General features: G+C 71.9%; 23 protein-coding genes and 1 pseudogene. 18 read left to right on the top strand and 6 right to left on the bottom strand.

Annotated elements, in window-relative coordinates; genetic code table 11:
• Nucleotides 1–40: 40 nt before the first annotated feature.
• On the bottom strand, nt 41–1207 hold the full coding sequence (locus AC3RJ6_RS18915) for an epoxide hydrolase family protein (protein WP_491428686.1): 1167 nt from the start codon (nt 1205–1207) through the stop codon (nt 41–43).
• Between the two features lie 60 nt (nt 1208–1267).
• On the opposite strand from AC3RJ6_RS18915, the gene AC3RJ6_RS18910 reads away from it, so the two are divergent.
• The 8 genes from AC3RJ6_RS18910 to AC3RJ6_RS18875 all read left to right on the top strand — a co-directional run bounded on the left by AC3RJ6_RS18910 (nt 1268) and on the right by AC3RJ6_RS18875 (nt 9470).
• Nucleotides 1268–2224, top strand: a complete 957-nt coding sequence (locus tag AC3RJ6_RS18910; protein ID WP_491428685.1) for a helix-turn-helix transcriptional regulator — start codon at nt 1268–1270, stop codon at nt 2222–2224.
• Between the two features lie 54 nt (nt 2225–2278).
• Complete coding sequence (locus tag AC3RJ6_RS18905) at nt 2279–2833, top strand: TetR family transcriptional regulator (protein WP_491428684.1); 555 nt, start codon at nt 2279–2281, stop codon at nt 2831–2833.
• A gap of 140 nt (nt 2834–2973) precedes the next feature.
• A complete protein-coding gene (locus AC3RJ6_RS18900) occupies nt 2974–4494 on the top strand; it encodes an APC family permease (protein WP_491428683.1) in 1521 nt (506 codons plus the stop codon).
• 114 nt (nt 4495–4608) lie between these two features.
• Nucleotides 4609–5943 carry a flavin monoamine oxidase family protein gene (locus AC3RJ6_RS18895; protein ID WP_491428682.1) on the top strand — a complete coding sequence of 445 codons (1335 nt, stop codon included), beginning with the start codon at nt 4609–4611 and terminating at the stop codon, nt 5941–5943.
• Nucleotides 5944–6093: 150 nt separating this feature from the next.
• Nucleotides 6094–6663, top strand: coding sequence for an ArsR/SmtB family transcription factor (locus tag AC3RJ6_RS18890; RefSeq protein ID WP_491428681.1), 570 nt, complete (start codon nt 6094–6096; stop codon nt 6661–6663).
• Entirely contained in the window at nt 6660–7985 is a 1326-nt protein-coding gene (locus AC3RJ6_RS18885; protein ID WP_491428680.1) for an MFS transporter, read from the top strand. The genes AC3RJ6_RS18890 and AC3RJ6_RS18885 overlap by 4 nt, the downstream gene beginning before the upstream one ends.
• Nucleotides 7986–8079: 94 nt before the next feature.
• Nucleotides 8080–8412, top strand: coding sequence for a PadR family transcriptional regulator (locus AC3RJ6_RS18880; RefSeq protein ID WP_491428679.1), 333 nt, complete (start codon nt 8080–8082; stop codon nt 8410–8412).
• Nucleotides 8409–9470 (top strand): permease prefix domain 1-containing protein, encoded by a 1062-nt coding sequence (locus tag AC3RJ6_RS18875; protein ID WP_491428678.1) that lies wholly within the window; start codon nt 8409–8411, stop codon nt 9468–9470. Before AC3RJ6_RS18880 ends, AC3RJ6_RS18875 begins: the two co-directional genes overlap by 4 nt.
• Before the next feature lie 85 nt (nt 9471–9555).
• Here the strand turns inward: AC3RJ6_RS18875 and AC3RJ6_RS18870 are convergent, their stop codons facing one another.
• Nucleotides 9556–10155 (bottom strand): dihydrofolate reductase family protein, encoded by a 600-nt coding sequence (locus AC3RJ6_RS18870; RefSeq protein WP_491428677.1) that lies wholly within the window; start codon nt 10153–10155, stop codon nt 9556–9558.
• 102 nt (nt 10156–10257) lie between these two features.
• On the opposite strand from AC3RJ6_RS18870, the gene AC3RJ6_RS18865 reads away from it, so the two are divergent.
• On the top strand, nt 10258–10875 hold the full coding sequence (locus tag AC3RJ6_RS18865) for a TetR/AcrR family transcriptional regulator (protein ID WP_491428676.1): 618 nt from the start codon (nt 10258–10260) through the stop codon (nt 10873–10875).
• A gap of 9 nt (nt 10876–10884) precedes the next feature.
• Nucleotides 10885–13431 carry an excinuclease ABC subunit UvrA gene (locus AC3RJ6_RS18860; RefSeq protein WP_491428675.1) on the top strand — a complete coding sequence of 849 codons (2547 nt, stop codon included), beginning with the start codon at nt 10885–10887 and terminating at the stop codon, nt 13429–13431.
• Between the two features lie 136 nt (nt 13432–13567).
• On the opposite strand, the gene AC3RJ6_RS18855 is transcribed toward AC3RJ6_RS18860, so the two are convergent.
• The 3 genes from AC3RJ6_RS18855 to AC3RJ6_RS18845 all read right to left on the bottom strand — a co-directional run bounded on the left by AC3RJ6_RS18855 (nt 13568) and on the right by AC3RJ6_RS18845 (nt 17525).
• Nucleotides 13568–15265 carry a flavin monoamine oxidase family protein gene (locus AC3RJ6_RS18855; RefSeq protein WP_491428674.1) on the bottom strand — a complete coding sequence of 566 codons (1698 nt, stop codon included), beginning with the start codon at nt 15263–15265 and terminating at the stop codon, nt 13568–13570.
• 98 nt (nt 15266–15363) lie between these two features.
• Entirely contained in the window at nt 15364–16359 is a 996-nt protein-coding gene (locus AC3RJ6_RS18850; RefSeq protein ID WP_491428673.1) for an SIS domain-containing protein, read from the bottom strand.
• A complete protein-coding gene (locus AC3RJ6_RS18845) occupies nt 16323–17525 on the bottom strand; it encodes a hypothetical protein (RefSeq protein WP_491428672.1) in 1203 nt (400 codons plus the stop codon). The genes AC3RJ6_RS18850 and AC3RJ6_RS18845 overlap by 37 nt, the downstream gene beginning before the upstream one ends.
• Before the next feature lie 120 nt (nt 17526–17645).
• On the opposite strand from AC3RJ6_RS18845, the gene AC3RJ6_RS18840 reads away from it, so the two are divergent.
• From AC3RJ6_RS18840 to AC3RJ6_RS18825, 4 genes are read left to right on the top strand one after another with little or no spacing between them, the layout of a single operon-like run.
• On the top strand, nt 17646–18752 hold the full coding sequence (locus AC3RJ6_RS18840; RefSeq protein WP_491428671.1) for a polyamine ABC transporter substrate-binding protein: 1107 nt from the start codon (nt 17646–17648) through the stop codon (nt 18750–18752).
• A gap of 4 nt (nt 18753–18756) precedes the next feature.
• Nucleotides 18757–19659 carry an ABC transporter permease gene (locus tag AC3RJ6_RS18835; RefSeq protein ID WP_491428670.1) on the top strand — a complete coding sequence of 301 codons (903 nt, stop codon included), beginning with the start codon at nt 18757–18759 and terminating at the stop codon, nt 19657–19659.
• Nucleotides 19652–20497: an ABC transporter permease gene (locus AC3RJ6_RS18830; protein WP_491428669.1), complete on the top strand. Its 846-nt coding sequence runs from the start codon at nt 19652–19654 to the stop codon at nt 20495–20497. Before AC3RJ6_RS18835 ends, AC3RJ6_RS18830 begins: the two co-directional genes overlap by 8 nt.
• Complete coding sequence (locus tag AC3RJ6_RS18825; RefSeq protein WP_491428668.1) at nt 20494–21672, top strand: ABC transporter ATP-binding protein; 1179 nt, start codon at nt 20494–20496, stop codon at nt 21670–21672. The genes AC3RJ6_RS18830 and AC3RJ6_RS18825 overlap by 4 nt, the downstream gene beginning before the upstream one ends.
• Here the strand turns inward: AC3RJ6_RS18825 and AC3RJ6_RS18820 are convergent.
• Entirely contained in the window at nt 21645–22262 is a 618-nt protein-coding gene (locus tag AC3RJ6_RS18820) for a TetR/AcrR family transcriptional regulator (protein WP_491428667.1), read from the bottom strand. The two genes, AC3RJ6_RS18825 and AC3RJ6_RS18820, sit on opposite strands and share 28 nt — an antisense overlap.
• A 130-nt stretch (nt 22263–22392) precedes the next feature.
• Here AC3RJ6_RS18820 and AC3RJ6_RS18815 point away from each other — a divergent pair, with 130 nt between their 5' ends.
• The 4 genes and pseudogenes from AC3RJ6_RS18815 to AC3RJ6_RS18800 all read left to right on the top strand — a co-directional run.
• On the top strand, nt 22393–23694 hold the full coding sequence (locus AC3RJ6_RS18815) for a glycosyltransferase (RefSeq protein WP_491428666.1): 1302 nt from the start codon (nt 22393–22395) through the stop codon (nt 23692–23694).
• Nucleotides 23691–25133 carry an NAD(P)/FAD-dependent oxidoreductase gene (locus AC3RJ6_RS18810; RefSeq protein ID WP_491428665.1) on the top strand — a complete coding sequence of 481 codons (1443 nt, stop codon included), beginning with the start codon at nt 23691–23693 and terminating at the stop codon, nt 25131–25133. The genes AC3RJ6_RS18815 and AC3RJ6_RS18810 overlap by 4 nt, the downstream gene beginning before the upstream one ends.
• Before the next feature lie 108 nt (nt 25134–25241).
• On the top strand, nt 25242–26696 hold the full coding sequence (locus AC3RJ6_RS18805) for an aminobutyraldehyde dehydrogenase (protein WP_491428664.1): 1455 nt from the start codon (nt 25242–25244) through the stop codon (nt 26694–26696).
• A 50-nt stretch (nt 26697–26746) separates the two neighbouring features.
• Nucleotides 26747–26856, top strand: a pseudogene (locus AC3RJ6_RS18800) (UTP--glucose-1-phosphate uridylyltransferase); the annotation flags it as partial.

Here is a 26856-nt window from a genome sequence, read left to right as displayed (position 1 = left end):
TCGCGGGCGACTGTGCCCTCAGCGCAGCTCGCCGAAGCCCTCAGCGCAGCTCGCCGAAGAACGCCCGCACGTCGCCGAGCAGCAGCTCCGGCTCCTCGAGTGCCGCGAAGTGGCCTCCGCGGTCTTCGACGTCGGTCCAGCGCACGATGTTGTGACCCGGCTCCTCGGCGAACCGCAGTCCCACGTCGTGGGCGAACACGATCACCGCCGTGGGTACGCCCGAGCTCGGCTTCGGCCCGCCCCAGGCGTTGTTGAGCGCGTAGACGAGCGCCGCCGATGAGCCGGCGCTCGCGGTGAACCAGTAGAGCGACGCGTTGTCGAAGACGAACTGCTCGCCCAGGAGATCGAGGGCGGATGCCTCGAGCGGGTGGGTCCACGCCTGCAGCTTGTCGTAGATCCACGCGAACTGACCGGCCGGGCTGTCCGCGGCCATCTCGCCGATGAGTCCGGGCCGCGTGCCCTGGATCGCGATGTACCCGAACTCGCGCTGCATGAACTCGGCGACACGGCGCAGCCGATCCTGCTCGATCGGCGTCAGCCTCGCCCGGGTCTCCGCGTCGATCTCGCCGACGAACGACCCCAACGAGCCGTTGACGTGCACGCCGATCACCCGTTCGGGCGCCTGCCGGGCGATCTCGGGTGCCACGGCGGCACCGTGGTCGCCGCCCTGGACGGCGAACCGTTCGTACCCGAGCCTGGTCATGAGTTCCAAGAAGGCGGCGGCGGTGCGCTCGACCGTCCAGCCGTCGCTTTCGAGCGGCGTCGAGAAGCCGAAACCGGGATGCGACGGGATGATCACGTCGAACGCGTCGGCGGCCGCTCCGCCGTGGGCGACCGGATCGGTGAGCGGGTCGATGAGGTGCTCGAACTCGAGGAACGAGCCCGGCCACCCGTGCAACAGCACGAGCGGGATCGCGCCCTCGTGCGGCGAACGCACGTGCACGGCGTGGATGGTCTGTCCGTCGATCCGGGTCGTGATCTGCGGCAGCGCGTTGAGCCGCCGCTCGGTCGCGCGCCAGTCGTGGGCGGCCCACCGCGCGACCAGCTCGCGAACGACCGCGACGGGCACGCCCGTGTCCCAGCCGTCGCCCGGCAGCGGGTGGGGGAGCCGCGTCCGTTCCAGCCGGGCCTGGAGGTCGGCGAGGTCGGACTCGGCGACCTCGATGCGGAAGGGGACGAGTCGGGGGTCGATGCTCTGCGTGTTCATGTCTCCATCGTCCGGCGATATCCGGTCGCAATGCGGCCGGATAGTGAGGAGAATCGATGCATGAGTCGGACCACCGGGCGCACCCTCGCGCTCCTCGCTCTGCTGCAGACGCGACGCGAGTGGACCGGCGCCGAATTGCGCGAACGTCTCGAGGTGAGCGATCGCACCCTGCGTCGCGACCTCGACGATCTTCGGGCCCTCGGCTACGGCATCGACGCGGTGCGCGGGCGCCACGGGGGCTACCGGCTCGGCGCCGGCGCGAGCGTGCCGCCGCTCACGCTGACGGCCGACGAATCGGTCGCCATCGCAGTCGGGCTGCGGGCGGCCGCGACGAGCGTCGTCACGGGCATCGAGGATGCCGCGGCGCGAGCCCTCGCGAAACTCGAGCAGTCGCTCTCGACGGCCACGCGGGAGCAGATCAGCGCGGTCGAACAGGCGATGGTGCCCCTCGCGCCGAGTGCGGACCGCGTGGACCTCACCGTCGTCACGACCGTCGCACGCGCCATCGCCGAACGCCGCCGCCTGCGCATCGACTACGTCCGCCACGACGGCGAACAGGTGCGCCGCCAGGTCGATCCGCACCGCATCGTCCACACGGCGGAACGCTGGTACCTCATTGCGCTCGACGCCGAGCGCGAGACATGGCGCACGCTGCGCATCGATCGCCTCCATCGCGCGGTGATGCTGCAGGACGGGTTCCCGCTCCGCGAGATCCCCGAGTCGGCCCTCCTGGAGTTCACGTCGCGCTCGATCACGACGGCGCCGTATCGCCACCGTGCGACGGTGCGGATGTTCGCACCGATCGCCGAGGTCGCCCGCAGGTTCGAGGCGACAGCCGTCTCGCTGACCGACGACGGCGACGGGACGACGGTGCTCGTCGCCGGCTCGAACTCGGCCGTCGAGTTCGCCGCGTACCTCGGCATGTCGGGCATCGAGTTCGAGGTCGAGCACGGCGACGAGGTGCGACGTGCGCTCACCGACCTCGGCGAGCGGCTGCTGCGCGCAGCCGCTCGGTGACCCGGCGCCCACTCCGCGGCGGACCACGGCTCGCGCCTCTCGTACGATGGTCGGGTGATCACTGTGGATGGCCCGGCTGCGCGGATCCTGACGGCGTACACGGACCTCCTCGTCGAGCGGGGCATCCGCGGTGCGACGCTCGAAGCGGTCGCGACCCGTGCCGGGCTCTCGAAGTCGGGAACGCTGCACCACTTCACCTCGGTGCGCGCGCTGCGCACGGCGATGTTCACCGAGCTCAGGGCGCAGGCCGAGCGCGACGCCGAGCAGATGGCCGCGGCGCCCGAGGGGGCCATCCGCTACTACCTGAGCTCGTCGCTCGACCGCGAGAGCGAGCTCGAACGGCTCATCGAGGCCTGCTATCGCATCGCGCAGACGGGCGACGACGACGCGCTCGCGGTCCTCCGCGACTGCCGTTCCGGCTGGCTCGACCTGCTCGAGTCGGCGACCGGCGACCCGTCGCTCGCCCGCGTCGTGCTGTTCGTCGGGGACGGGGTCAACCACAACGCCCTCATGAGTCTTCCCGCGGGGGAGGAGGACGTGCTGACCCCCGGGCACGTCGAGGCGCTCATCGAATCGATCGAGTCGCTGCAGGATCGCTCGCGCGGCTGACGGCGAGCGCCCGCCGGCAGCCCGCCGCCACCGGTGAAGCCGGCGTGCTCGAATCGTGATCCGATCGACCGACCGACTAGTCGGTCTGTGGGCTACACTCGTTCGAGTCCGACGACCTCGACGACGAGAAGGCACCACCCATGAACACCCCGGCGACCGCGACCGCGGCATCCCCGCACCCCTCCGGCGGCACCCCCACGAAGGGCCTCGCCATCGGCAAGCTCGGGCTCTGGGGCTCGACCGTCATCGGCATCGCGTCGACGGCGCCGCTCTTCTCGCTCGCGGCGACGCTCGGCTACGTCGTGATCGCGGTCGGCGCCCAGGCGCCGATCGCGTTCGTGCTCGCATTCGTGCCGATGCTCTTCACCGCATTCGCCTACAAGGAGCTCAACGACGACGTGCCCGACTGCGGCACGGTCTTCACCTGGGCGGCCAAGGCCTTCGGCCCGCGAACCGGCTGGATGGCGGGCTGGAGCATCGCCGTCGCCGGCGTGCTCGTGATGGCGAACCTCGCCGAGATCGCCTCGGCCTACCTCCTGAGCCTCATCGGCGACGGCTCGCTCGCCGAGAACCGCTTCATCGTGACGACCTTCGGCTGCATCATCATCGCCGTGATGACGTGGGTGTCGCTGCGCGGCGTCGAGATCGGCGAGCGCATGCAGCAGGTGCTGCTCGCGATCCAGTACCTCGCGATGGCCGCGTTCGTCGTCGGCTGCCTCATCGGCTTCTTCACCGGCACCGCACCCGACCCGACGCCGGTCTCGCTCGACTGGTTCAACCCGTTCCTCGCCGACGGCACGGGCATGGTGCAGGCGATCCTGCTCGCCCTGTTCATCTACTGGGGCTGGGACACGTGCCTCGCGCTCACCGAGGAGACGAAGGACCCCCGCCGCACGCCCGGTCGCGCCGCGACGCTCACGACGGTGATCCTGCTCTTCACGTACGTCGGCGTCACGGTCGTCGCGATGATGTACGCGGGCCTCGGCGACACCGGAACCGGCCTCGCGAACGAGGCGCACGCCGACGACGTGTTCTCGGTGCTCGCCGGCACGGCGATGGGCCCGTTCGGCTGGTTCCTCGTCATCGCGGTCGCCATCTCGGCGCTGTCGTCGTCGCAGACGACGATCCTGCCGACCGCCCGCGGCACCTTCGCGATGGGCGTCTACAAGGCGCTGCCCGCGCGCTTCGCCGAGGTGCACGCCGTCACGAAGACGCCGACGTTCTCGACGACGCTGCTCGGCGTCGTCGCGATCGTCTACTACGCGGGCATGAACCTCGTCTCGACCGACGTGCTCGCCGACTCGCTGCTCTCGATGGGCCTCGCGATCGCCTTCTTCTACGCCATCGCGAGCTTCGCGTGCGTCTGGTACTTCCGCCGCACCCTCTTCGCGAGCCGTCGTAACGTCTTCTACCGCCTCGTCTTCCCGCTCATCGGGGGCGTCTTCATGGCGTGGGCCTTCGTGCAGTCGGCGATCGACATGCTGAACCCCGACTACGGGTACTCGCAGCTCGCGGGCGTCGGCGGCGCCTTCATCGTCGGGGTCGGCTCGCTCCTGCTCGGCGCCGTGCTCATGTTCGTGTGGGCCATGTTCCCGGGTGCTCGCGACTACTTCGAGAAGCGCTCGCTCAACCGCGACACCGAGGTGCTCGCCCCCGAATGACCTGAATCGGGGCGGATGCCTCGGGCCGGCCGTGCTCGCGCGATCGAGCCGCTCGGGCTCGAGGCATCCCGTCTCGCCCGCTTCAGCACCACCGAACCCGACGAGGAGAATCCGATGGTCGACACCATCGTCATCGGCGCCGGCATCGCCGGCGTCACCGCAGCGCGACTGCTCCAGGCGGAGGGCCGACACGTCGTCGTGCTCGAGGCGCGCGATCGCGTCGGCGGGCGCATGCTGACCGACCGCACGGCCGGCTTCCCGGTCGACCGCGGTGCGTCGTGGATCCACGGGCTGACCGACAACCCGCTGACCGAGCTCGTGGCCGAGCTCGGCATGGACACCGCGGAGTTCACGGTCGGCAGCTTCCAGGCCGGCGGGCGTCCGATCGCCGACTTCGACGAGGAGCACCGGCGCCTCTCCGGCGATGAGACGCGGCAGTGGATCGCCGACGTCGAGGCCGCCGACGAGCTGCTGCTGGCGGCCGCGGCGACGTCTGTGCCGGGGGAGACCTATGCCGACGCGAGCGAGCGCGCGGTCGCGGCATCCGGTCTCGACGCCCGTCGTGCGGCGCGCGTACGGGCGTTCCACCGGCACCGCACCGAGGAGCAGTGCGGCGCCGACATCGAGCAGGTCGCCGCCCACGGGCTCGACGAGGACGCGATCGACGGCGACGAGGTGATCTTCCCCGGCGGCTACGACGTGCTGCCGCGCACGCTCGCCGACGGGCTCGACGTGCGGCTCCGGCAGCGGGTGACGGCGATCGCATGGTCGGAGTCCGGTGTGCGCGTGGAGACCGCGACCGACGTCTTCGAGGCGTCGAGCGCCGTCGTCACGGTGCCGCTCGGGGTGCTGAAGGCCGGCGGCATCCGATTCTCACCGCAGCTGCCCGACGTCGTCGCCGGTCCCATCGAGCGGCTCGGCATGGGCGTCTTCGACAAGGTCTTCCTGCGATTCCCCGAGCGGTTCTGGCACGACGGCGTCTATGCGATCCGGCAGCACGGCGAGCCCGGCTTCCCGTGGCACTCGTGGTACGACGTGTCGGCGGTGAGCGGCGAACCGATGCTGCTCACGTTCGCGGGCGGCGAGTGGGCGAGGCGCATCGAGGCCATGGCCGACGACGAGATCGTCGCGTCGGCGATGGAGGGGCTTCGCGCGAACTACGGCGAGTCGGTGCCCGACCCGGTCGGCCGCTGGATCACCCGCTGGGGCGGGGACGAGTTCTCGCTCGGCTCGTACTCGTACGTCGCGGCGGGGGCCTCGCACGCCGACCACGACGCGCTCGCGACGCCCGTCGGCGGCGTGCTGCACTTCGCGGGGGAGGCGGCGTGGAGCACCGACCCCGCCACCGTGCACGGGGCTCTGCTGTCGGGGCATCGCGCGGCCGAGCGCATCGTCGGGGCGGAGATCCCGCTCGCGAGGCTCGCGGAGGGCGTGCGCCGGGCGGCCTGACCGGCCGGAGCCCGGTGCCGTCTGCCGAGTCCCGCACGGGCGGCCCGACGCGGCGCACCGATCGACCCGCCTTCCGGCCGCCCCGATCGATCGGCGTGAAATGCACAAGACTACTTGTGCAAACACTCTTGTGCTTCTAGTCTGAGGGGCATGGCGACGACCCCAGACCCCGACGGCATCCGCGACATTGTCGACGTCGACGTGCTCAAGGCCTTCACGCACCCGCTGCGCAACCGCCTCTACGACCTGCTCTCGATCGACGGCCCGGCGACGGTCTCGATGCTCGCCGAGAAGGCGGGGGTCGCGATCGGCAGTGTCAGCCACCACCTCGGCATCCTCGCCCGGGCCGGGCTCATCGTCGAAGCGCCAGAACTCGCGCGCGACGCCCGCGAGCACTGGTGGCAGCGGGCGCAGCGCGGCATCCGCTGGTCATCGACGGGGTTCGACGACCCGGCCGGCCGTGCGATCGCCGACGCGATCGAAGTGCAGATGCTCGAGCAGCAGCACGCGCAGGCGCGGCAGTGGCTCGCCGAGCGCGACGACCGGCCCGAGTGGGCCGAGGTCGCGTTCGCGCACCAGTCGCGGCTGTGGCTCACCCCGGCCGAGACCACCGAGTTCGGCGAGGCGCTCGAAGCCGTCTTCCGGTCGTTCGCCGGTCGCGACCCGGAGGGGCGGGAGGCCGTGCTCGCGTGGGCGCGCGCGTTCCCGAACCGGCCGTGAGCATCGACGAGACGACGGTCGTCGCGACTGCGGAGGCGTCTGGCGCGGACGGGCATGGTCGGAGCGGGCCCGCCCGGCGGGCCGGCCTCGCTCGCAATCGCGACTTCCTGCTGCTCTGGGCGGGGGAGGCGGCCTCGGTCACCGGCGCCGGCATGACGAGCGTGCTCCTGCCGCTCATCGCCGTGCACCAGCTCGACGCCTCGGCGATCTGGATGGGGGTCATCGCCGCGGCGACGTGGCTGCCGTGGCTGGTGGTCGGCCTGCCGATCGGCGCCTGGGTCGACGGCCGTTCGCCGCGCGGCGTGATGATCGGTGCCAATGCGATCTCGATGCTCGCCTACGCCTCGGTGCCGGTCGCCGCGCTCCTCGGCGTGCTGACGCTGTGGCAGCTCGTGGTCGTCGCCCTCGTCGCCGGCACCGCGACGATCGCGTTCCGCTCCGCCTACACGAAGCTGCTCGTGCGCATCGTCCCCGAACGCGATCGCGGTGTCGCCAACAGCCTGCTGTTCGGCACCGAGAACGCGGCGAACACCGTCGGGCCGGGCCTCGGCGGCCTCGTCGGCCAGCTCATCGGGCCCGTGAGGGGCATGCTCGGCGAGGCGATCGGACTCGCGGTCTCGCTCGTCTGCCTCGTACTCATGCGCCGGCATCCCGTCGAGGCGCCGGCGACGCGCGAGCGCCTGTGGGCGTCGGTGCGGTCGGGGCTCCGGCTCGTGTTCGGCGACCGCATGGTGCGGTTCTTCGTGCTGCAGGGCGCCGTGGCGAACTTCGGGCTCATCGGGCAGCAGGCCATCCTCGTGCTGTGGCTCAGCCGCGACCTGCACCTCGACCCCGCGGCGATCGGACTGGTCTTCGCGATCACGTCGGTCGGCGGCGTCGCGGGCGCCCTCGCCGCGCCATGGCTCGGCCGGGCGCTCGGCGACGCCCGGGGCATCAGCATCATGCTGACGGGTGCCGGGCTCATGCTGCCGCTCCTCGCGTTCGCCGCTCCCGGGCCGGTGCTCTGGGCCGTCGTGGTCGCCGACGCGCTCGCCGTGGCCGGCATCGTGGCCGCGAACGTGCTGCGCCGCACGTGGATCCAGTCGTACGTGCCCGAGCACATGCTCGCGCGCCAGAGCACGAGCGCGCAGCTCGTGAACTTCGCCGGGATGCCGGTCGCGGGCGTGCTCGCCGGTGTGCTCGCCGAGCAGTGGGGGCCGGCGCCGGTGATCTTCGCCATGGGCACGGTGGCGCTCGCATCGAACGCCGCCTCGTGGTTCCAGCCGTGGCTGCGCCGGCGCGACCTCCCGCGTCGTCCGACCGGGAGTCTCGCGGCCGAGTGACCCATTCCATGCCGAAGAATGGAATGCTTGACGTACTACGGCAGACATAGTACGTTCGGAGCACTATCGATCCGGCACGTGAAAGGAGTCCGAGATGATCAGCGCCGACGCCATTCGCGGGTACGTCGATCTCATGGTGCTCTCCCTGCTTCGCACGCGGCCCTCGTACGCCTACGAGCTCGCGCAGCAGATCCACGCCGTCACCGGGGCCGACTACTCGATCAAGCAGACGACGCTGTACTCCGCGGTCAAGCGCCTCGAGGGCGCGAACCTCGTCACCTCGTACGCGGGCGCCTCGGCGTCGGGCAAGCCGCGCACGTACTACCAGATCACCCCCGAGGGGCTCGCCTACCTCGAGTCCAAGGTCGCCGAGTGGCGCGACACCAAGTCGGTCGTCGACCGATTCATCGAAGGAGTCGAAGCATGAACGTGATCACCGCCTACCTCGAGACGATGTTCAGCGCCTATCCGCAGACCGCGAAGATGCTCGAGGCCAAGGCCGAGCTGCACGCGATGATGGAGGACGCCTACACGGGCTTCATCGCCGACGGGCTGAGCGAGAACGAAGCCGTCGGTCGGGTCATCACCGAGTTCGGCAACCTCGACGAGCTCGCGCCGCAACTCGGCATCGCGACCGAGATCGCCCCGGCCGCGGCCGGCGCGGCGCCGGTGCCGACGTCGGCGCCCGCCCAGCCGGCCCGCCCGGCGTCGCGCCGCATCGCGCCGGCCCCGGTCACGCAGGACGAGGCCGAGCGGTACGCCGACGTGCGCCGCCGCACCGAGCCGCGACTCGGCCTCGCCATCGCGATGTTCGTCGTCTCGCCGGCGCCGCTCGTCGCGCTCGCGACGCTCTCGTCGGGCGGGGCGATCGGCCTCGGCCAAGACGTCGCCGTGCTCATCGGCCTCGCCTGCCTCCTGCTCGTCGTCGTGGCGGCCGTGCTCATGATCGTGCGGCGCGACCAGCAGCTCGCGCCGTTCCGCCGCCTCACCGCGGGGGAGTTCACTCGCACCCCCGCTGTCGACCGGTGGGCCGAACAGCTCGCCGGCGAGGTCGCGCCGTCGCGCGCGACGGCCCTGCAGGTCGCGATCGGGCTCTGGGTGCTCTGCGCGTCACCGGTGATCGCGATGAGCCTGCTCGCGCCGCCGTCGGTGACGAACAGCTGGATCGGCGTCGCCGTGGCCGGCACGCTCGTCATGGTCGCGACCGGGCTCGTCGTCTTCATCCCGCGGAACTGGGCGCAGTCGGTCGCCGAGACGCTGACGAAGACCGACGGCGACGGGTACTCCGCCGACGGCGAGCGTCGCAGCCTGGTCGGCGTGATCGCGGCGTTCTACTGGCCGATCGTCGTCGCGATCTTCCTCGCGTGGAGTTTCATCGGCAGCGCCTGGGGCATCTCGTGGGTCATCTGGCCGATCGCCGCGGTGCTCTTCGGCGCGCTCGCCGGCGGCCTTCGTGCCGTCGAGCGGTATCGCGCGGCCCAGTAGGGCGCGCAGCGCCCGCTGGTTCGGGATGCCTCGCCGCGAGGCATCCCGAACCGGCGGCGCAGCCCGGTACCCGGCCGTGCCGCGTTCACGCCCGCCGGATCTCCTCGGGGGCGAAGCACACCGAGACGGCCGCGGCAGGATCGTCGCCGAGGAGGTTCGCGAGCCTGATCGGCGGGCCGTCGTGGCCCGCGAACAGCCGGCGGCCGCGCCCGAGCAGGATCGGGAGGATGTGGAGATCGATGCGGTCGATGAGGCCGCGCTCGAGGAGCCGGGTGCCGATCTGGGCCGAGAAGACCTCGAGGTCCTTGCCGTTCGCGGCATCGAGCGCGGTGGCGGCGGCGTCGGCGACGTCGCCGCTGAGCACTCGTACTCCGTCGACGCGACGGGCATCGGCCGGGTGATGGGTCAGCATGAAGACCGGACCGCTCCATTCGCCCCCGTAGATGCTGTGGATGCCGGCGTCCGCGTCGAAGAAGTCGCGACCGCAGAGGATGGCCCCGGTGGCGTCGACCGAGGTTTCGACCGTGCCGGGCGGCAGTTCGGAGAAGCCAGCCATCCAACCCATCTCGTGGTCGGGCCCGGCGATGTAGCCGTCGAGCGACATCGTGAAGTGCAGGCGCACCTGCCCGCGCCCGCCCGGGCGGGTCCGCTCGTCGGCGACCGCGTCGATCGTGTTCGTGCGCATGTTCGTTCCCTTCGTCGTGAGTCATGAACCACAGTTCATGAACGAATGTTCATGAACGGTAGTTCATGCTAGGGTGGCCGTCAAGCCCCGGGAGGAGTCGGTATGCCACGCGCCGCGTACGACGTCGACGAACTCCGTGAGCGACTGCTCGAGCACGCTCGCGGACTCGTGGCGACGCAGGGGCCGGGCGGGCTCACCATGCGAAGCCTCGCGAACGAGGCCGGTACCGCGGTCGGGCTGTCGTACAAGGCGTTCCCGTCGCGCGACGAACTCCTCCACGAGCTGACCCGACGGTCGCTCGATGAGCTCAACGCCCGCATCGACGAGTGGTCGGCGAGACCGGGCGGCGACCTCGCGGAGCGGATCCTGGAATTCGCCGACCTCCATCTCGACTCGCTCGCGCCGATGCTCGTCGCCCACGTCTCCGCCCAGGCCCGCGGTGACGAGTTCCTCCGCGAGGCCGCGGCCCGGGGAGCGACCCGGTCGTGGGCGAGCGTCATGAGCGAGTTCCTCGCCGCGCGTCAGCGATCGGGCGAGATCCGGGCCGACGCCGACGTGCCCGCCTTCGGGTTCGTGCTCACCGCGGCGATCCACGACGTGCTCACGACCGCGGCGCCGTTGTCACCACCCGATCGGCGGACCCTCGCCCGTCACGTCAGGGGGGTCGCGGCGCTCCTCACGAGCACCGGCGACGGCGGGCATCCGGCGGCGTCCCGGTAGCGTGACGACATGAGCCGCCACCCGTCCGACGCAACGGACCCGTCGCCCACCGCGATCGACCGCGGTCTGCCGTCGCGCATCGCCGTCCGCGGGGCGCGCGTGCACAACCTCCGGGACGTCGACGTCGAGATCCCGCTGCACGCGCTCGTCGGCATCGCGGGCGTCTCGGGGTCGGGCAAGTCGTCGCTCGCCATGGGCGTGCTCTACGCCGAAGGTTCACGTCGCTACCTCGAGGCGCTGTCGACGTACACGCGGCGCCGCATGGCCCAGGCGCCGCGCGCCGCCGTCGACTCGGTCGAGCACGTCCCCGCGGCGCTCGCCCTGCGCCAGCGGCCGGGCGTGCCGGGGGTGCGCTCGACCTTCGGCACCTCGACCGAGCTGCTCAACGTGCTGCGGCTCATGTTCTCGCGGCTCGCCTCGCACGTGTGCCCGAACGGCCACCGCGTGCCGCCGACGATCGACGTCGCCGCCGAGGTGCCGTTCTCGTGCCCCGTCTGCGGCGAACGGGTCGAGCCGCCCGGCGCCGAGGACCTCTCGTTCAACTCCGGCGGCGCCTGCCCGACGTGCCAGGGCACCGGGGTCGTCCGCACGGTCGACGACGCGGCGCTCGTGCCCGACCCGACGAAGACGATCGACGGCGGCGCGGTGGCGCCGTGGCGGATGTTCGGGTTCAACGTGCAGCCCGACATCGCGCGCGAGTTCGGCGTGCGCACCGATGTCCCGTGGCGCGAGCTCACCGCCGCCGAGCGCGAGATCGTGCTCGGCGGCCCCGCGGAGAAGAAGCACATCACGGTCACGAGCCGGAAGGGCGTCCACGAACTCGACTTCACCTTCCGCAACGCCCGGTTGACGGTGACCGAGGAGCTGAAGCGCGCGCACGACGAGAAGCGGCTGGCGAAGGTCGCGCGCTTCCTCGTCGAGGGCGTCTGCCCCGACTGCCGCGGCACGCGCCTGGGCGAAGCGGCCAGGATGCCTCGGATCGGCGGACTGGGGCTCGCAGAGGTCACCGCGATGACGCTCGACGAGCTGCTCGCGTGGGCACCCGGCGTCGTGCCAGCGCTGCCGCAGAACATGCAGCCCATGGCCGTGACCCTCGTCGACACCCTGCACGGCATGGCGCGTCGACTCGACGAGCTCGGGCTCGGCTACCTCTCGCTCGACCGGGCGGGGGCGACGCTCTCGACGGGGGAGCGGCAGCGCGCCCAGCTCGCGCGCGCCGTCCGCAACCGCACGACCGGCGTGCTCTACGTGCTCGACGAGCCGTCGATCGGACTGCATCCGGTCAACGTCGAGGGCCTCCTCGGGGTGATGCGAGACCTCCTCGCCGACGGCAACTCCGTCGTGTTCGTCGACCACGACGTCCAGATCCTGCGCGAGGCCGACTGGCTCGTCGAGATCGGCCCCGGGTCGGGCGCCGAGGGCGGCACGGTCGTCGCGGAGGGGGCGCCCGGCGAGCTCGGGCGCTCGGGCGCTTCACGGCTCGCCGGATTCCTCGACGGCGCGGAGCCCGTGGTCGTGCGTGAGCGGGCGGCTTCGTCGTCGGTGTTCGATCGCGGCCGGATCCGCCTCGAGACCGCTCCGATCCACACCGTGCACGCGCTCGAGGCCGAAGTGCCGCTCGGCCGGCTGACCGCGGTCACCGGCGTCTCGGGCTCGGGCAAGACGACGCTCGTGCTCGAGTCCCTCGTGCCCGCGCTGACCGCCGCGTCGGGAACGGCGCCGGCACCCCTGCCCGCGCACGTGCGCACGCTCGACGCCCCCGCGGCGATGAAGGTGCACGTCGTCGACGCGACGCCCATCGGGCTCAACGTGCGCTCGACCGTCGCGACCTACTCGGGCGTGATGGACGACCTGCGCCGCGCCTACGCGGAGACCCCGGCCGCACGGGCCGCCGGACTCACCGCCTCCGACTTCTCGTACAACACCGGATCGCTCTCGTGCCCGCGCTGCGAGGGCACGGGCGAGATCTCCCTCGACGTCCAGTTCCTGCCCGACGTCGACATCGTCTGCCCCGACTGCGACGGCGGCCGCTTCGCGCCGGCGGCCGAGGAGTTCGAGCGGGACGGCATCTCGCTGCCCGGGCTGCTGCGCCGGACCGTGCGCGAGGCGCTCGCGTTCACCGTCGACCTGCCGCGCGTGCACAGGCACCTCGTCGCGTTCGACGAGCTCGGGCTCGGCTACCTCGCGCTCGGCGAGGCGACTCCCGCGCTCTCGGGCGGCGAGGCGCAGCGCCTCAAGCTCGTGAGCCAGATGCACCGCAGGCAGACCGACGCCGTGTTCGTGCTCGACGAGCCGAGCGTCGGGCTGCATCCGCTCGACGTGCGCACGCTCCTGCGGGTGCTGCAGCGGCTGTGCGATCGCGGCGCGACGGTGGTCGTCATCGAGCACGACCTCGACCTCATCGCGAACGCCGACCACGTGATCGACCTCGGTCCGGGCGGCGGAGCGGCCGGCGGCCGGATCGTCGCGGTCGGGACCCCCGACGAGCTCGCCCGCGATCCCTCGTCCGCGACGGGGCGGTACCTCGCCCGGCACCTCGCGATCGCGGGCGACTGAGCGACGTGCGGGGAATCGATGGCCGGCCCCGCCGTGCCCCGTCGTCCGCGTCGGCACGACGGAGGACGGAGGCGTCGGAACGGGCTGAGGGCGGAGGCATCCGCACGATGCCCCCGCCCTCGCTCCACGCCGCGCCTCAGCTCAGCGCGACCGCCTTCGCGGCGCGCTCGCCCGACTCGACCGCCCCGTTGAGGAAGCCGTAGTACTCGACGCTCGTGTGCTCGCCCGCGAAGTGCACGTTGCCCTCGGGCGTCGAACCCGCGCCGAACAGCTGCGTGTACTGCCCGGGCCGCTGGCATGTGTACGCGCCGTGCGACCAGCGGTTCGCCCACCAGAAGTCCCGGTAGCTCTTGCCCGTGTACGCCGCCGTCACGCCCGGGAAGATCGGCTCGAGCTGGGCGAGCAGCCCCTGCACCTGGGTCGCGGGTGCGACCCCGAACGGCTGGCCCGACCACGCCTTCACCTGGTCGCCAGAGGGGAAGAAGTTGTACACGCCGATCGGCAGGGGGTGCGAGGCCGTGTCGTCCCAGCCGCACTGGAAGCCCGACGGGTTCGTGTAGGCCGCGCCGCCGTAGCCCTGCTCGACCCACGGCCGGTGCGACACTTCGACGTGCACCTTCGCGTTCGCGCCGAGACCCAGCTCGTCGATCGCGCGGCGGGTGTGCGCCGAGAAACCCGACTGGCTGAGGTCGCACTCGCGCAGCGTCGTGAAGGGCAGCGCGAGGATGACCCGGTCGAAGGTCTTGTCGACGGTCTGGTTGCCGACCTTGAAGCTCAGCCGCACGGTGCCGTCGGCGTTGCGCTTCACGGCGACGAGCTCGTGGCCGTAGCGCGCCGTGCCCGCGGGAAGCTCTGCGAGCATGCGGCTCACGATCTGGTCGTTGCCGCCGCGCACCACGTACTTCTCGTCGGCGCCGTTGATGGGCGACAGGCTGTTCTGCGCGTTCCAGCCGAGCAGGTACACGAGGTTGAGCGCCGACTGCTGGTTCGACTCGAGCCCGTACTCGGCCATGACGTTCGACTGCATGAGCTTCGCGAACCGGCTCGACAGCCCGCCGGGCACCTTCGCCGCGAGCCAGTCGTCGACCGTCATCTCGTCGAGGGCGACGCCCGCGGCCGTGTGCACGTCGAACGTCTGGCAGTACGGAGCGGCTGCGAGGTCGGCCTTCATGGCCTGGTACACCTCGCCCCAGTCGTCGTTCGCGTCGTCGTAGGGGTAGTCGGCCCCGTCGATGCGGTACTTGTCGACCCAGCCCATGTAGCTGCCGCCCGCGACGACGTCGAGGCTCAGGCCGAGGTTCGACGCGAGGTTGCGGATGGCGTTGTGGTCGGTGTTGATGAGCGCGCCGCCGTGCTCGACGACGATGCCGTCGGAGAAGTGGTCGCGCAGGCTGTAGCAGCGGCCGCCGGCGCGAGCGCTGCCCTCGAAGAGCGTCGACGAGATGCCCTTCGTGCGCCACAGCCAGTGCGCGGCGCGGGTGCCGGCGAGCCCGGCGCCGACGATGCCGACGCTTGGCGCCGGGGCGGGCTTGGCGGCGGCGGCCGCGGCCGGCATCGGCGCGGCGGCGAGTGCGAGCGCGGCGCCCGCGCCGGCGATGCCCGCGACCCTGAGGGCGTCGCGCCGGCTGGGCGGCTGGTTCGGGTGGCCGGTGGCGGATGATTTCGATACGGCGCTGGCGCGCCTACTCGATCCGGCGGCTGCGGCGCGAGCCTCGGCGACTTCGCCGAGGACGTCGTCGACGGGGATGCCGCGCTGGTCGGCCTCGCCGTGGGCGCGGAGGATCGAGCCGATCCGTGCGGTGAGCGGCGTGGTGCCGCGGGGAGTTGCCTGCATGAAGAACCTCGCTGTTCCGATTGGTGGAGCGGTGCCGAACATGGAGCAAGAACGATGCCCGGGGTCGGCGGACGCGCCGACGGCCCAGCGGCGCGGCATCAGGCGCCCTGACGCACCTCCTCCCGGTCGAGGAGGCGGTTCGCGACGAGCTCGCCGACGAGCACCTCGACGAGTGCGGCGACCTCGGGCTCGTCGTCGTGCCGGTGGCGCACGACGAGCTCGGCGCCCGGCAGCTCACGGCCGACCGCTGCGAAGCGCGAGCCGCGCGACGCCATCCACTCGAGGGCCTGGTCGTCCCAGGCCGAGCCGGCGAACACGAGCGCGCGGTAGTCCTGCGTCTTCGTGAGGTAGACGTCGACGTGCGACCAGTCACCCGTCTCGGAGGCGAAGGCGCCGACGCGCGGCACCTCGCGCAGCATGAGGGCCGACTGCTGCGCGCTCGAGAGCCGTTCGACCGGTGCGAGGGTCCACGCGCCGCTCGGCCCGGCCAAGAGGTTCGTCAGCGGGTCGAGCCACTCGGCCGAGGCGATGAGCAGTTCGGCCGACGCGCTCGCGGCACGCCGCAGCACGGCTGCGTCGACGCCCGTCGCCGCGGACGGCCGCAGGGCGTGCAGCACGGCGTCGAGCACGGCGAAGGTCGCACGGAACGTGCGGCAGGCGACGCCGGATGCCTCGGTGCCGGCGACGAGCGGGACGACGACGTCGGCGCGCTCGCCGAGGGGGGAGTCGGGCCGGTTCGAGATGGCCACGAGCCGGCCGGTGCCGCGGTACCGCTCGACCGCCTGCAGCACCTCGACGCTGCCGCCCGTCGCCGAGACGGCGACGACGACGAGGCCGGGCGCGGGCGTGGGCAGCAGTTCGCTGCTCGCGAGCTCGACGACGACGTTCGCACCGTCGGCGCGGTGCCGCCGGGCGACGACGTCGGCGGCGTAGCGGCTCGAGCCCATGCCGACGACGAGCACTCGCTCGACGCCGCCACGGGCGAGCGCGGCGACGCCGTCGAGGCCCGGCAGGCCCGCATCGAGCGCGTCGGCGAGGTCGCCGAGCGAGCGGGGGATCAGGTCGAGGTCGGCGCGGAAGGCGGTGGTGTCCACGGAGTCTCCGGATGGTCGGCGGTCGAGGGATGGCGATGGGTGATGGCGGCGTCGGGGGCGTAGCGCCACACCGGCAGGAACCGGTCGGCGTAGTGCAGCTCGGCCGCGAGCTGCTCGGCGCAGAACCCGCGCACGAGCGACTCGTCGAAGAGCTCGGGCCGGGCGAGCCCTGCGCGATACGCCTCGAGGAACGCCGCGCGGGCCCGATCGGCCCACGCGAAGGCGCGGTCGTCGGCTCGGCCGAGCCGTCGCTGCGCCACTGCGGCGACGAGGTCGAGCGACACGACGAGGTGCGCGACGTCGCGCGCGGCCGCGTCGGCGCGTTCGCGGTCGTCGGCCGACAGCTGCGGGTCGCCGTCGAAGTCGATGAGGGTGTACCGCCGGCCTCGGCCACCGTCGGGGGAGGCCAGCACCTGCCCCAGGTGCAGGTCGCCGTGGATCGGGAACTCGACGCCCGCCGCCGTGCCCTCGAGCGACCTGATGTCGCGCGCGAGCGAGGCGCGACGGTTGTGCAGCCGGGCACCGCCGGCGCCGTCGTCGGGATCGGTCGCGGCGAGCGCCCGTGCGAGCGCGTCGTCGGCGCGGGCGAGGCGGGCGGCCGGTGCGCCGGAGCCCGACGGGGCCGCCGCTTCGCCGAGCACCCCGTGGATCTGCGCGATCCGCGCCCCGAGGAGGGCCGGCCAGTCGGGCTCCGGGCCCCCGCCGAGAAGCTCGACGACGTCGTCGACCGCCCAGGTCCAGCCGTCTTCGGCGCCCGGCAGGTACTCGGTCACGATCGCGAGCGTCGAGATTCCGTGCACGGGATGCCGCCATCCGATGCTCCCCATGAAGCGTTCGACGCCCGCGACGTCGGCGGCGGCGAGGCGCTCGAGCAGTGCCGCCGAGCGATCGGACGCCGCCCACCGGCCGACGATCTTCACGATGAGCCGCTCGTCGACGATGACCGACACGTTCGTCTGGTCGACCGTGATCGCCCGCTCCGAGGCATCCGGCCCGACCGACGGGCCCGCGACCGCGCGGGCGAGCGTCCGTGCGAGGCCGTCGCCCGCGGCCGCGCGGCGGCCGTCGACGAGCACCGCGCCGTCGTCGTCGACGGCGAGCACGCGCCCACCCACGATCGGGTGCTCGCCGCTGATCGCCGCATCGTCGCTGATGATCGAGTTCATTGAATTCGGATTGTAACTATTCGGTGAAGCCCGCTCTAGTACTTTCTCGGGGGCATTGCCATTTCTTGATGACCGGTGCAACAATCGCTCAACCTTGTCCACTGTTGCAGGAGGTTCACCATGCGTTCGACCCGACGTCTCGTCGCCGCCTCGGCCGGCACGGTCGCGCTCGCGCTCGCCCTCTCGTCATGCGCGTCGGGCGGCGGCGACGCCGCCGGCGAGACCCTCGACCCCGACGCCGATCTCAGCGCGCAGTCGCTGACCGTCTCGATCTGGTCCGACTACTACCCCGAAGACCTCGCCGAGCAGTTCGAGCAGGCGACCGGCGTCAAGACGACGATCGTCAACCACACGACGAACGAGGACATCGTCGCGAAGCTCACCGCGAGCGCCGACTCCGGCATCGACGTCGCCTTCATGTCGGGCCAGTACGCGCAGGCGCTCGGCGAGCAGGGGCTGCTCGCGAAGCTCGACAAGGCGCTCATCCCGAACGAGGAGAACCTCTACCCCGAGGCGCTCGACCTCGACTACGACCCGGGCAACGTCTACTCCGAGCCCTACGCCTGGGGCACGACGGGGCTCTGCTACCGACCCGACCTCACCGGGTTCGACCCGACCTCGTGGGGCGACCTGCTCAACCCGAAGCCCGAGCTCGAGGGCAAGACCACGATGCTCTCGACCGACCGCTGGCTCGCGATGCCCGCCCTCAAGCTCGAGGGGCACTCGGTCAACACGACCGACGACGCCGAGCTCGAGGAGGCGAAGGCGCAGCTGCTGAAGACGAAGCCGACGCTCCTCGCCTACGACGACACGACGTTCTACTCGAAGCTCGTCTCGGGCGAGGCCGCCATGGTCGAGGCCTGGGACGGCTGGTGCAACTACGGCATCGCCGAGGACCCGACGATCGAGTTCGTCATGCCCGAGGAGGGCGCCGACCTCTGGGTCGACACGATGACCGTGCTCGACAGCTCGAAGAACAAGGAGGCCGCGATGGCCTTCGTCAACTACATCCTCGACCCCGAGGTGCAGACCTGGGTGGCCGAGAACATCCTCTACAAGGTGCCGAACCAGAAGGCGATGGAGGCGCTCGACCCGGCCCTCGTCGAGCAGTACCCGACGCTCGGCATGTCGGTCGACGAGCTCTTCGAGCAGGAGGTCATCGTCGACCTCGGCGACGACACCACGAAGTACGTCGACCTCAACGCCGAAGTGCTGGCGACCAACTGACGCCGTGACCTCGACGCTCGACCGGAAGGCCCCCGGCGCGCGCGCACCGCGCGCGCGGCGGGGGCTGGCCCCCGTTCCGTTCCTCGCGCCCGGCCTCGGGTTCCTGATCGTCTTCATGGCGATCCCCGTTGGGCTGCTCGCCTTCTACAGCTTCTTCAAGCGCGGCCGCTTCGGCGGCGTCGTGTTCGAGTTCACGCTCGACAACTGGGTGAAGCTCTTCGAGCCGCTCTACCTCGGCGTCATCGGCCAGTCGATCGTCGTCGCGCTCGTCGTGACGGCGCTCGCCCTCCTGCTGGGGTACCCGATGGCGTACGCCATCGCGGGCCTCTCGCCGAAGTGGCGCACCGTCGCGCTCGTCGCGATCGTGCTGCCGTTCTGGACCAACTTCCTCATCCGCACCTACGCGTGGATCCTGCTGCTCAACAACGCCGGCTGGGTGAACCAGTGGCTCCAGGGGCTCGGCATCATCGACGACCCCATCTCGATGCTCTACACCCCGCAGGCGATCGTGGTCGGCCTCCTCTACATGTACCTGCCGCTCATGGTGCTGCCGCTCTACGCGTCGCTGCAGCAGCTCGACCCGTCGTTGCGTGAGGCGGCGACGAACCTCGGCGCCACGCCGTGGCGCACCTTCCGCACCGTCACCCTGCCGCTCTCGCTGCCCGGCGCGCTCACGGGCTGCATCTTCGTCTTCGTTCCGGCGATGTCGAACTTCGTGATCCCCGAGCTCATCGGCGGCGGCAAGACGATCATGGTCGGCAACCTCGTGCGCGACCAGTTCTTCGAGGCGCGCGACTGGCCGTTCGGCGCGACCCTCGCGCTCGTGCTCACGATCATGCTCGTGCTCGTCATCGTCGTGCAGTCGGCCGTGTCGCGGCGCCTGACCGAAGGGAGCCGCCGTGGTTGACGTCCGCAACCCGCCGACGACCGCGATGCGCGAGGCCGATCCGGCGTCGGCGCCGCGCCCGGTGCGCAAGGCCCGCGGCATCCTCGTGCCGTTGTGGCTCGGGTACGCGTTCCTCTACCTGCCGATCCTCGTCGTCGTCGTGATGAGCTTCAACGACTCCGAGAACCTGTTCGTGTGGCGCGGCTTCTCACTGCGCTGGTACCCCGAGCTGTTCGCCGACGAGCAGATCATGCAGGGGCTCGCGAACACGCTCATCGTCGCCGCGGGCGCCACGGCGATCGCGACGGTGCTCGGCACGCTGCTCGCCTACGGCATCCAGAAGTACACGCGGGGCGGGCTCATCCGCGCGTTCGCGATCGCGCCCGCGATCCTGCCCGACCTGCTGCTCGGCATCGGCCTGCTCACGTTCCTCTCGCTGCTCTCGGTGACGCTCGGGCTGCACTCGGCGATCCTCGCGCACGCGGTGTTCGCGACCGCGTTCGTCACGGCGATCGTGCTCGCCCGCATGGCCAGCATCGACCAGAGCCTCGAGGAGGCGTCGCGCGACCTCGGGGCGGGGCCCGTGCGCACGTTCATGCGGGTGACGCTGCCGCAGCTCGCGCCCGGCATCGTGGCCGGCGCCCTCCTCGCCTTCACGCTCTCGATCGACGAGTTCGTGATCGCATTCTTCACGACGGCGCCGACGCAGCCCACCCTGCCGATCGTCATCTACTCCATGGTGCGCTTCGGGGTCACGCCCGAGGTGAACGCCCTCGCCAGCATCCTGCTGCTCGTGAGCATCGTCACGGTGATCGCGGCGCAGCGCCTGACCCGACTGACAGGAACCACGAAGCCATGAACGCACCCCTCCTCCGCGTCGACGGCGTCCGCGCCGTCTACGGCGACACCGTCGCCCTGCACGACATCTCGCTCGACATCGAGGGCAACGAGTTCTTCGCGCTGCTGGGGCCCTCGGGCTGCGGCAAGACGACCCTGCTGCGCTCGATCGCCGGGTTCGAGATGCCCGCCGCCGGTCGCATCGAGCTCGACGGCGACGACCTGCTGCGCATGCCGGCGCACCGGCGGCCCGTGAACATGATGTTCCAGAGCTACGCGCTGTTCCCGCACATGTCGGTCGAGAAGAACGTCGCCTACGGCCTCGAGTCGGAGGGCGTCGGCCGTGCCGAGACGGCGAAGCGCGTCGCCGAGGTCATGGACGTCGTCGGCCTCGGCCACCTCGCGAAGCGTCGCCCGGGGCAGCTCTCGGGCGGCCAGCGCCAGCGCGTCGCGCTCGCGCGCGCCATCGTGAAGCGGCCGAAGCTGCTGCTGCTCGACGAGCCGCTCTCGGCGCTCGACCGCCAGGTGCGGGCCTCGATGCAGCTCGAACTCAAGCGACTGCAGCACGAGGTCGGGCTGACCTTCGTGGTCGTCACCCACGACCAGGAGGAGGCCATGTCGATGGCCGACCGCATCGCGGTCCTCCGCGACGGCCGCCTCGAGCAGCTGGCGACGCCGCAGGAGCTCTACGCGAACCCGGCGACCCGCTTCGTCGCGTCGTTCATCGGCTCGGCGAACCTGCTCGACGGCGTGGCCCGCGCCGGTCGCGTCGACGTGCCCGGCGCGGGCGCCGTCGAGGTCGGCGGGCACCCGCTCGCCGAGGGGGCCGCGGCGACCGCCGTGGTGCGTCCCGAAGACGTCGAGCTGTCGGCCGACGCCGCCACGGCGCCGCTCCGCGGGGTGATCGTCGACACCTACTTCCTCGGCGGGGCGTCGACCCTCGCCGTCGAGGTGCCGGGCCTCACGGCCCCGGTCATCGCGTCGGTGCACGGCGCGAGCACGTATTCGCGCGGCGACGTGGTCGGCGTGCGGTTCGGCCGGGCGGCCGCGGTCGCGCGCGAGACGCCGGCCGACGAGGATGCCGCGGCCGAGGCATCCGCCCCGCTCGACGCCGGGTCGCCGGCGAAGGCCGACGCCGCGGCAGTGGGGGAGGCCGGCGGCGGCGCCGCTCAGGAGGCGGAGGGCGTCAGCGCATGACCCGTCGCGAGCCGCGCGCTCGCCAGGATGAGCTCGAGTGCGCCGTCGTGGTCGATCGTGGGGTGCCGCGCGATGATGCGATACCCGTAGGCGTCCTCGAGTGCGACGAGGTTGCGCGCGATCACGAGCGAGGGCTGTGCGAGCGTGAAGATGCCGCGGGCGGCGCCCTGCTCGAGCACCACCTGGTACATGCCCACCTGCCGGTCGTACAGGGTCGTGAGCAGCGACCCCATGACGGGATTGCGGCCGGCCGACCCGCCGAGCTCGCAGAGCAGGCGAACCTCGGTGTCGCCCGGCCCGCTCGGCAGGCCCGACGCCGCGAGTGCGATGAGACGTTGCACGGGGTCGTCGGGCAGCTGCTCGAGCATGCGCACGCGCTCCTCGTAGAACCGCTCCATGCCGGCGCGGTTCGCCTCGAACATGAGCTCGTCGACGTCGGGGTAGTAGTAGAGCACGGCGCTCGACGTGAGACCGGCCTCCTCGGCGACCCGATTGAGCCGTGCCCCGTCGGGTCCGTGCGCGGCGATCGCGCGCTGCGCAGCCGCGACGAGCTGGCTGCGTCGCTCCTCCTGCCGCTTCGGTCGCGCCATGCGTGGCCCCCTCGTCGTCGAGTTCTCTGTATCGCTGCTCAATGATACGTCGTCACGGCCATATTCTGTCGAACCCTTGACAAGCCGAATTCTTTTCATCACCATTCAATAAATCGACGAAGGAGTCATCATGGCAGGCGAGCGCCGCACGTTCCTCTTCATGCCCGAGAGCGCCTACGGCCCGACGAACAACTGCATCGGCATCGGCAACGTGCTGCTGCAGCGCGGCCACCGCGTCGTGTTCGCCGCCGAGCGTTCGTGGGAGGGCAAGCTCGCCGCCCTCGGGTTCGAGGAGGACCTCGTCGACCTCGCCCCGGCCCCAGAGGAGGAGGTCGAGCAGGACGCCGGCCAGTTCTGGAAGGACTACATCCGCGACGTCTCGCCCGAGTTCCGCAAGACCACTGCCGAGCAGCTCGAGACCGTCACGCTGCCGATCTGGCAGGCGCTCGTCGACGGCGCGAAGTACTGCGAGCCCCAGCTGCGGGCGATCATCGAACGGGTGCGGCCCGACGTCATCATCGAGGACAACGTGCTCGCGTTCCCCGCGCTCATGACGGCCGGCGTGCCGTTCGTGCGCATCGTCTCGTGCAACCCGCTCGAGGTGCCGGGCGAGGGCATCGCGCCCGTGTTCTCGGGGCTCGCCGACGACGACCGGGCCGCGTGGCCCGGCTTCCGAGCCGAGTACGACCGCACGCACCGCGCGCTCTGGCAGGCGTTCGACGCCTGGGTGCAGGAACAGGGCGCGCCCGCGCTGCCCGAGCTCGAGTTCATCCACCGGGGCGACGAGAACCTCTACGTCTACCCCGAGGTGCTCGACTACACCGACGAGCGTCCGCTCGACGAGACCTGGCACCGGCTCGACTCGTCGGTGCGCGAGACCGAGCAGGCGCCCGCCGAGCTGCCCGCCTCGTTCACCGACGGCAGCCGGCCGCTCGTCTACTTCAGCCTCGGCTCGCTCGGCTCGGCCGACGTCGAGCTCATGCGCCGCGTCATCGCCGCGCTCGCCGACCAGCCGATCAACGTCATCGTCTCGAAGGGGCCGCTGCACGACGAGATCGAGCTCGCCGACAACATGTGGGGCGCCGAGTTCCTGCCGCAGACGAAGATCCTCCCGCTCGTCGACCTGGTCATCACCCACGGCGGCAACAACACCACGACGGAGGCGCTGCACTTCGGCAAGCCCATGGTGCTGCTCCCGCTCTTCTGGGACCAGTACGACAACGCCCAGCGCGTCCACGAGCGGGGCTACGGCGTGCGTCTCGACCCGTACCGCTTCACGCCCGACGAGCTCGCGGGCGCCGTGCGGTCGCTTCTCGACGACACCGTGCTGCGCGAGCGCGTCGCGGCGGCGGGCGCCGAGATCCGCTCGCGCGACGGCGTCTCGGCCGCGGCCGACGTCATCGAGCGCGTCGGCGCGCGGGAACGGGTGTGACCGCGACGAGGGCGCGGGCGCAGTCGCGGGCGCACGAGCAGGCCCGCTCGGCGCTCGCCGACGCGGCCCCGCGCGCCTACTGGACCGACCGGGCACCGGGCACCGGAGCGTGGGCACCCCGGCCGCCGCTCACGGGCGGCGCGGAGGCCGATCTCGTCGTGGTCGGTGCCGGGTTCACGGGGCTGTGGACGGCGTGGCGGGCCCTCGAGCGCGACCCCGCGGCATCCGTCGTCGTGCTCGAGGCCGAACGCGTGGCGCACGGGGCGACCGGGCGCAACGGCGGCTTCGTCTCGAGCTCGCTCACGCACGGGCTCACCCACGGCACCGCGATCTGGCCCGACCAGGTGGGTGCCCTGCACGACGAGGGCGAGCGCAACCTCGCCGAGCTCGTCGCCACGATCGAGGCGGCCGGCATCGACTGCGGGTTGCGGCGCGCGGGCAAGACGACGATCGCGATCGAGCCGTGGCAGCTCGACGGGCTGCGCGAGGCGCACGAGCTCGGCGCACGGCACGGCGTCGACCTCGAGCTGCAGGGTCGTGACGAGGTGCAGGCCGACGTGCACTCGCCGACCTACCTCGGCGGCCTTCGCGACCGCAGCGGCACGGTGCTCATCGACCCCGCGCGGCTCGCCTGGGGCATGGCCGCCGAGCTCGAACGCCGCGGGGTCCGCATCTTCGAGGCATCCGCCGTCACCGGCATCGACCGGCAGGGCGCGGGCGTGCGCGTGCGCACCGTGCTCGGCCACGTCGACGCGAAGGCCGCGGTCATCGCGACCGCGGCCTACCCGTCCCCGCTCCGGCGGCTCGGCAACTACATCATGCCGCTCTACGACCACGTGCTCATGACCGAGCCGCTCGACGCCGCACAGCAGGCGGCGATCGGCTGGTCCGAGGGGCAGGGGCTCACCGACGCGGGCAACCAGTTCCACTACTACCGGCCGACCGTCGACGGGCGCATCCTCTTCGGCGGCTGGGACGCCGTGTACTACTTCGGCGGCAGGGTCGACGCGAGCCTCGAGCAGCGCGACGCCTCGCACGAGCTGCTCGCGCGGCACTTCTTCGAGACGTTCCCGCAGCTCGAGGCGGTGCGTTTCACGCACCGGTGGGCGGGTCCCATCGACTCGACCACCCGATTCACCGCGGCGTACGGCACGGCGCGCGGCGGCCGGGTCGCCTACGCGGTCGGGCACACCGGCCTCGGGGTCGGTGCGTCGCGGTTCTCGGCCGACGTCGCCCTCGACCTGCTCGCGGGCGAGCCCACGTCGCGGCTGCGGTACGACATCGTGCGGCGCCGGCCGTTCCCCATCCCGCCCGAGCCGCTGCGCAACCCGATCGTGCAGTTCACGCGGCGCTCGATCCTCGCGGCCGACGCGCACGAGGGCCGGCGCAACCTGTGGCTGCGCACCCTCGACCGGTTCGGCCTCGGGTTCAACTCGTAGCGATCGCTCGCCGGGCCTCCGAGCACACCCGCCCGCGCGGCATCCGCCCCGCTCACCAACCCACGCCGGGCCATCCGGCCCCGACCACCAGCCCGAGAGGAGCTCGACATGAGCACCGGAACCTTCATCGGCGACTACCGCGCCGGCACCGGCGGCGACGCCGTCATCACGAACCCGGCGACCGAGCAGGAGGTCGCGTCGTTCACGTTGTCGGGCGTCGCCGACGTCGACGAGGCCGCCGCGGCCGCGCGGGCGGCGCAGCCGGCGTGGGCGGCCAAGACGCCGGGGGAGCGGTCACTCGCGCTGCTGCGGCTCGCCGACGCGCTCGAGGCCGACGCGTCGAACCTCGCCCGCCTCGAGGTCGAGGACTCGGGCAAGCCCTGGACGACCGCGTTCGACGGAGAGCTGCCGTTCGGCATCGACAACCTGCGGTTCTTCGCCGGCGCGGCGCGCTCGCTCGACGGCACCGGGGCGGGATCGTTCTCGAACGGGTACACGTCGATCCTCACGCGACGCCCCGTCGGCGTCGTCGCGGGCATCACGCCGTGGAACTTCCCGCTCATCATGGCGATCTGGAAGACCGGGCCCGCGCTCGCCGCCGGCAACGCGGTGATCGTGAAGCCCGCGCCTGCGACCCCGCGCACGACGCTGCGCTTCGCGGAGCTCGCCGTGGAGGCGGGCCTGCCGGCCGGGCTGTTCAACGTCGTCACGGGCGACGCCGAGGTCGGGCAGGCGCTCGTCACGCACCGCGAGGTCGACATGGTGAGCGTCACCGGTTCGACGCAGACGGGCAAGGCCGTCATGCGCGGGGCGGTCGAGGGCGTGAAGCGCGTGCACCTCGAGCTCGGCGGCAAGGCGCCCGTCATCGTGTTCGCCGACGCCGACCTCGGCGCGATGGCCCAGGCCGTCACGATGGGCGCGACCTACAACTCCGGGCAGGACTGCACGGCCGCGACCCGTGTGTACCTCGAACGTTCGGTTTACGACGACGGCGTCGCGGCGCTGCGGCAGGCGGTCGCGGGCGTCGTTGCGGGTGACCCGATGAGCCCCGAGACGCACATCGGGCCGCTCGTGTCTCGCGCTCATCGTGCACGCGTCGAGGGCTTCGTCTCGCGCGCCGTCGCCGAGGGGGCCGAGGCGCTCGTCGGCGGACACTCGATCGACGGGGTCGGCTCGTACTTCGCGCCGACCCTGCTCGTCGGGGCCGCGCAGTCGTCGGAGATCGTGCAGGGCGAGGTCTTCGGCCCCGTGCTCGTGGTGCTGCCGTTCGACGGCGAGGCCGAGGGCATCGCGCTCGCGAACGACAGCGCGTACGGGCTCGCCTCGTCGGTGTGGACGACCGACGTCGGTCGCGCCCTCCGGGTGAGCCAGTCGCTCGATGTCGGCGTGACGTGGGTCAACGACCACCTGCCGATCGCGTCCGAGGCGCCGCACGGCGGCGTCAAGGGATCGGGCTTCGGCAAGGACATGTCGATCGAGCCGCTGCTCGACTACTCGGTGACCCGGCACCTCATGATCCGGCACGCGCCGCCGCCCGAGACGACCGGGTTCCGGCCCGCCTGAGCGGGCGCGGCGGCGACCTGATTGCGGATGCGACGAGAGAGGACACGACGATGACGGAGAGCACGACCGCGCCCGCGAACGGGCGCATCACGAAGGCGGTCATTCCGGCTGCTGGTCTGGGTACGCGGTTCCTTCCGGCGACGAAGGCGATGCCGAAGGA

Source organism: Agromyces cucurbitae (assembly GCF_058349945.1).
The sequence above is the reverse complement of the archived record's forward strand: the minus strand, read 5'-3'. Positions and strand labels throughout refer to the sequence as shown.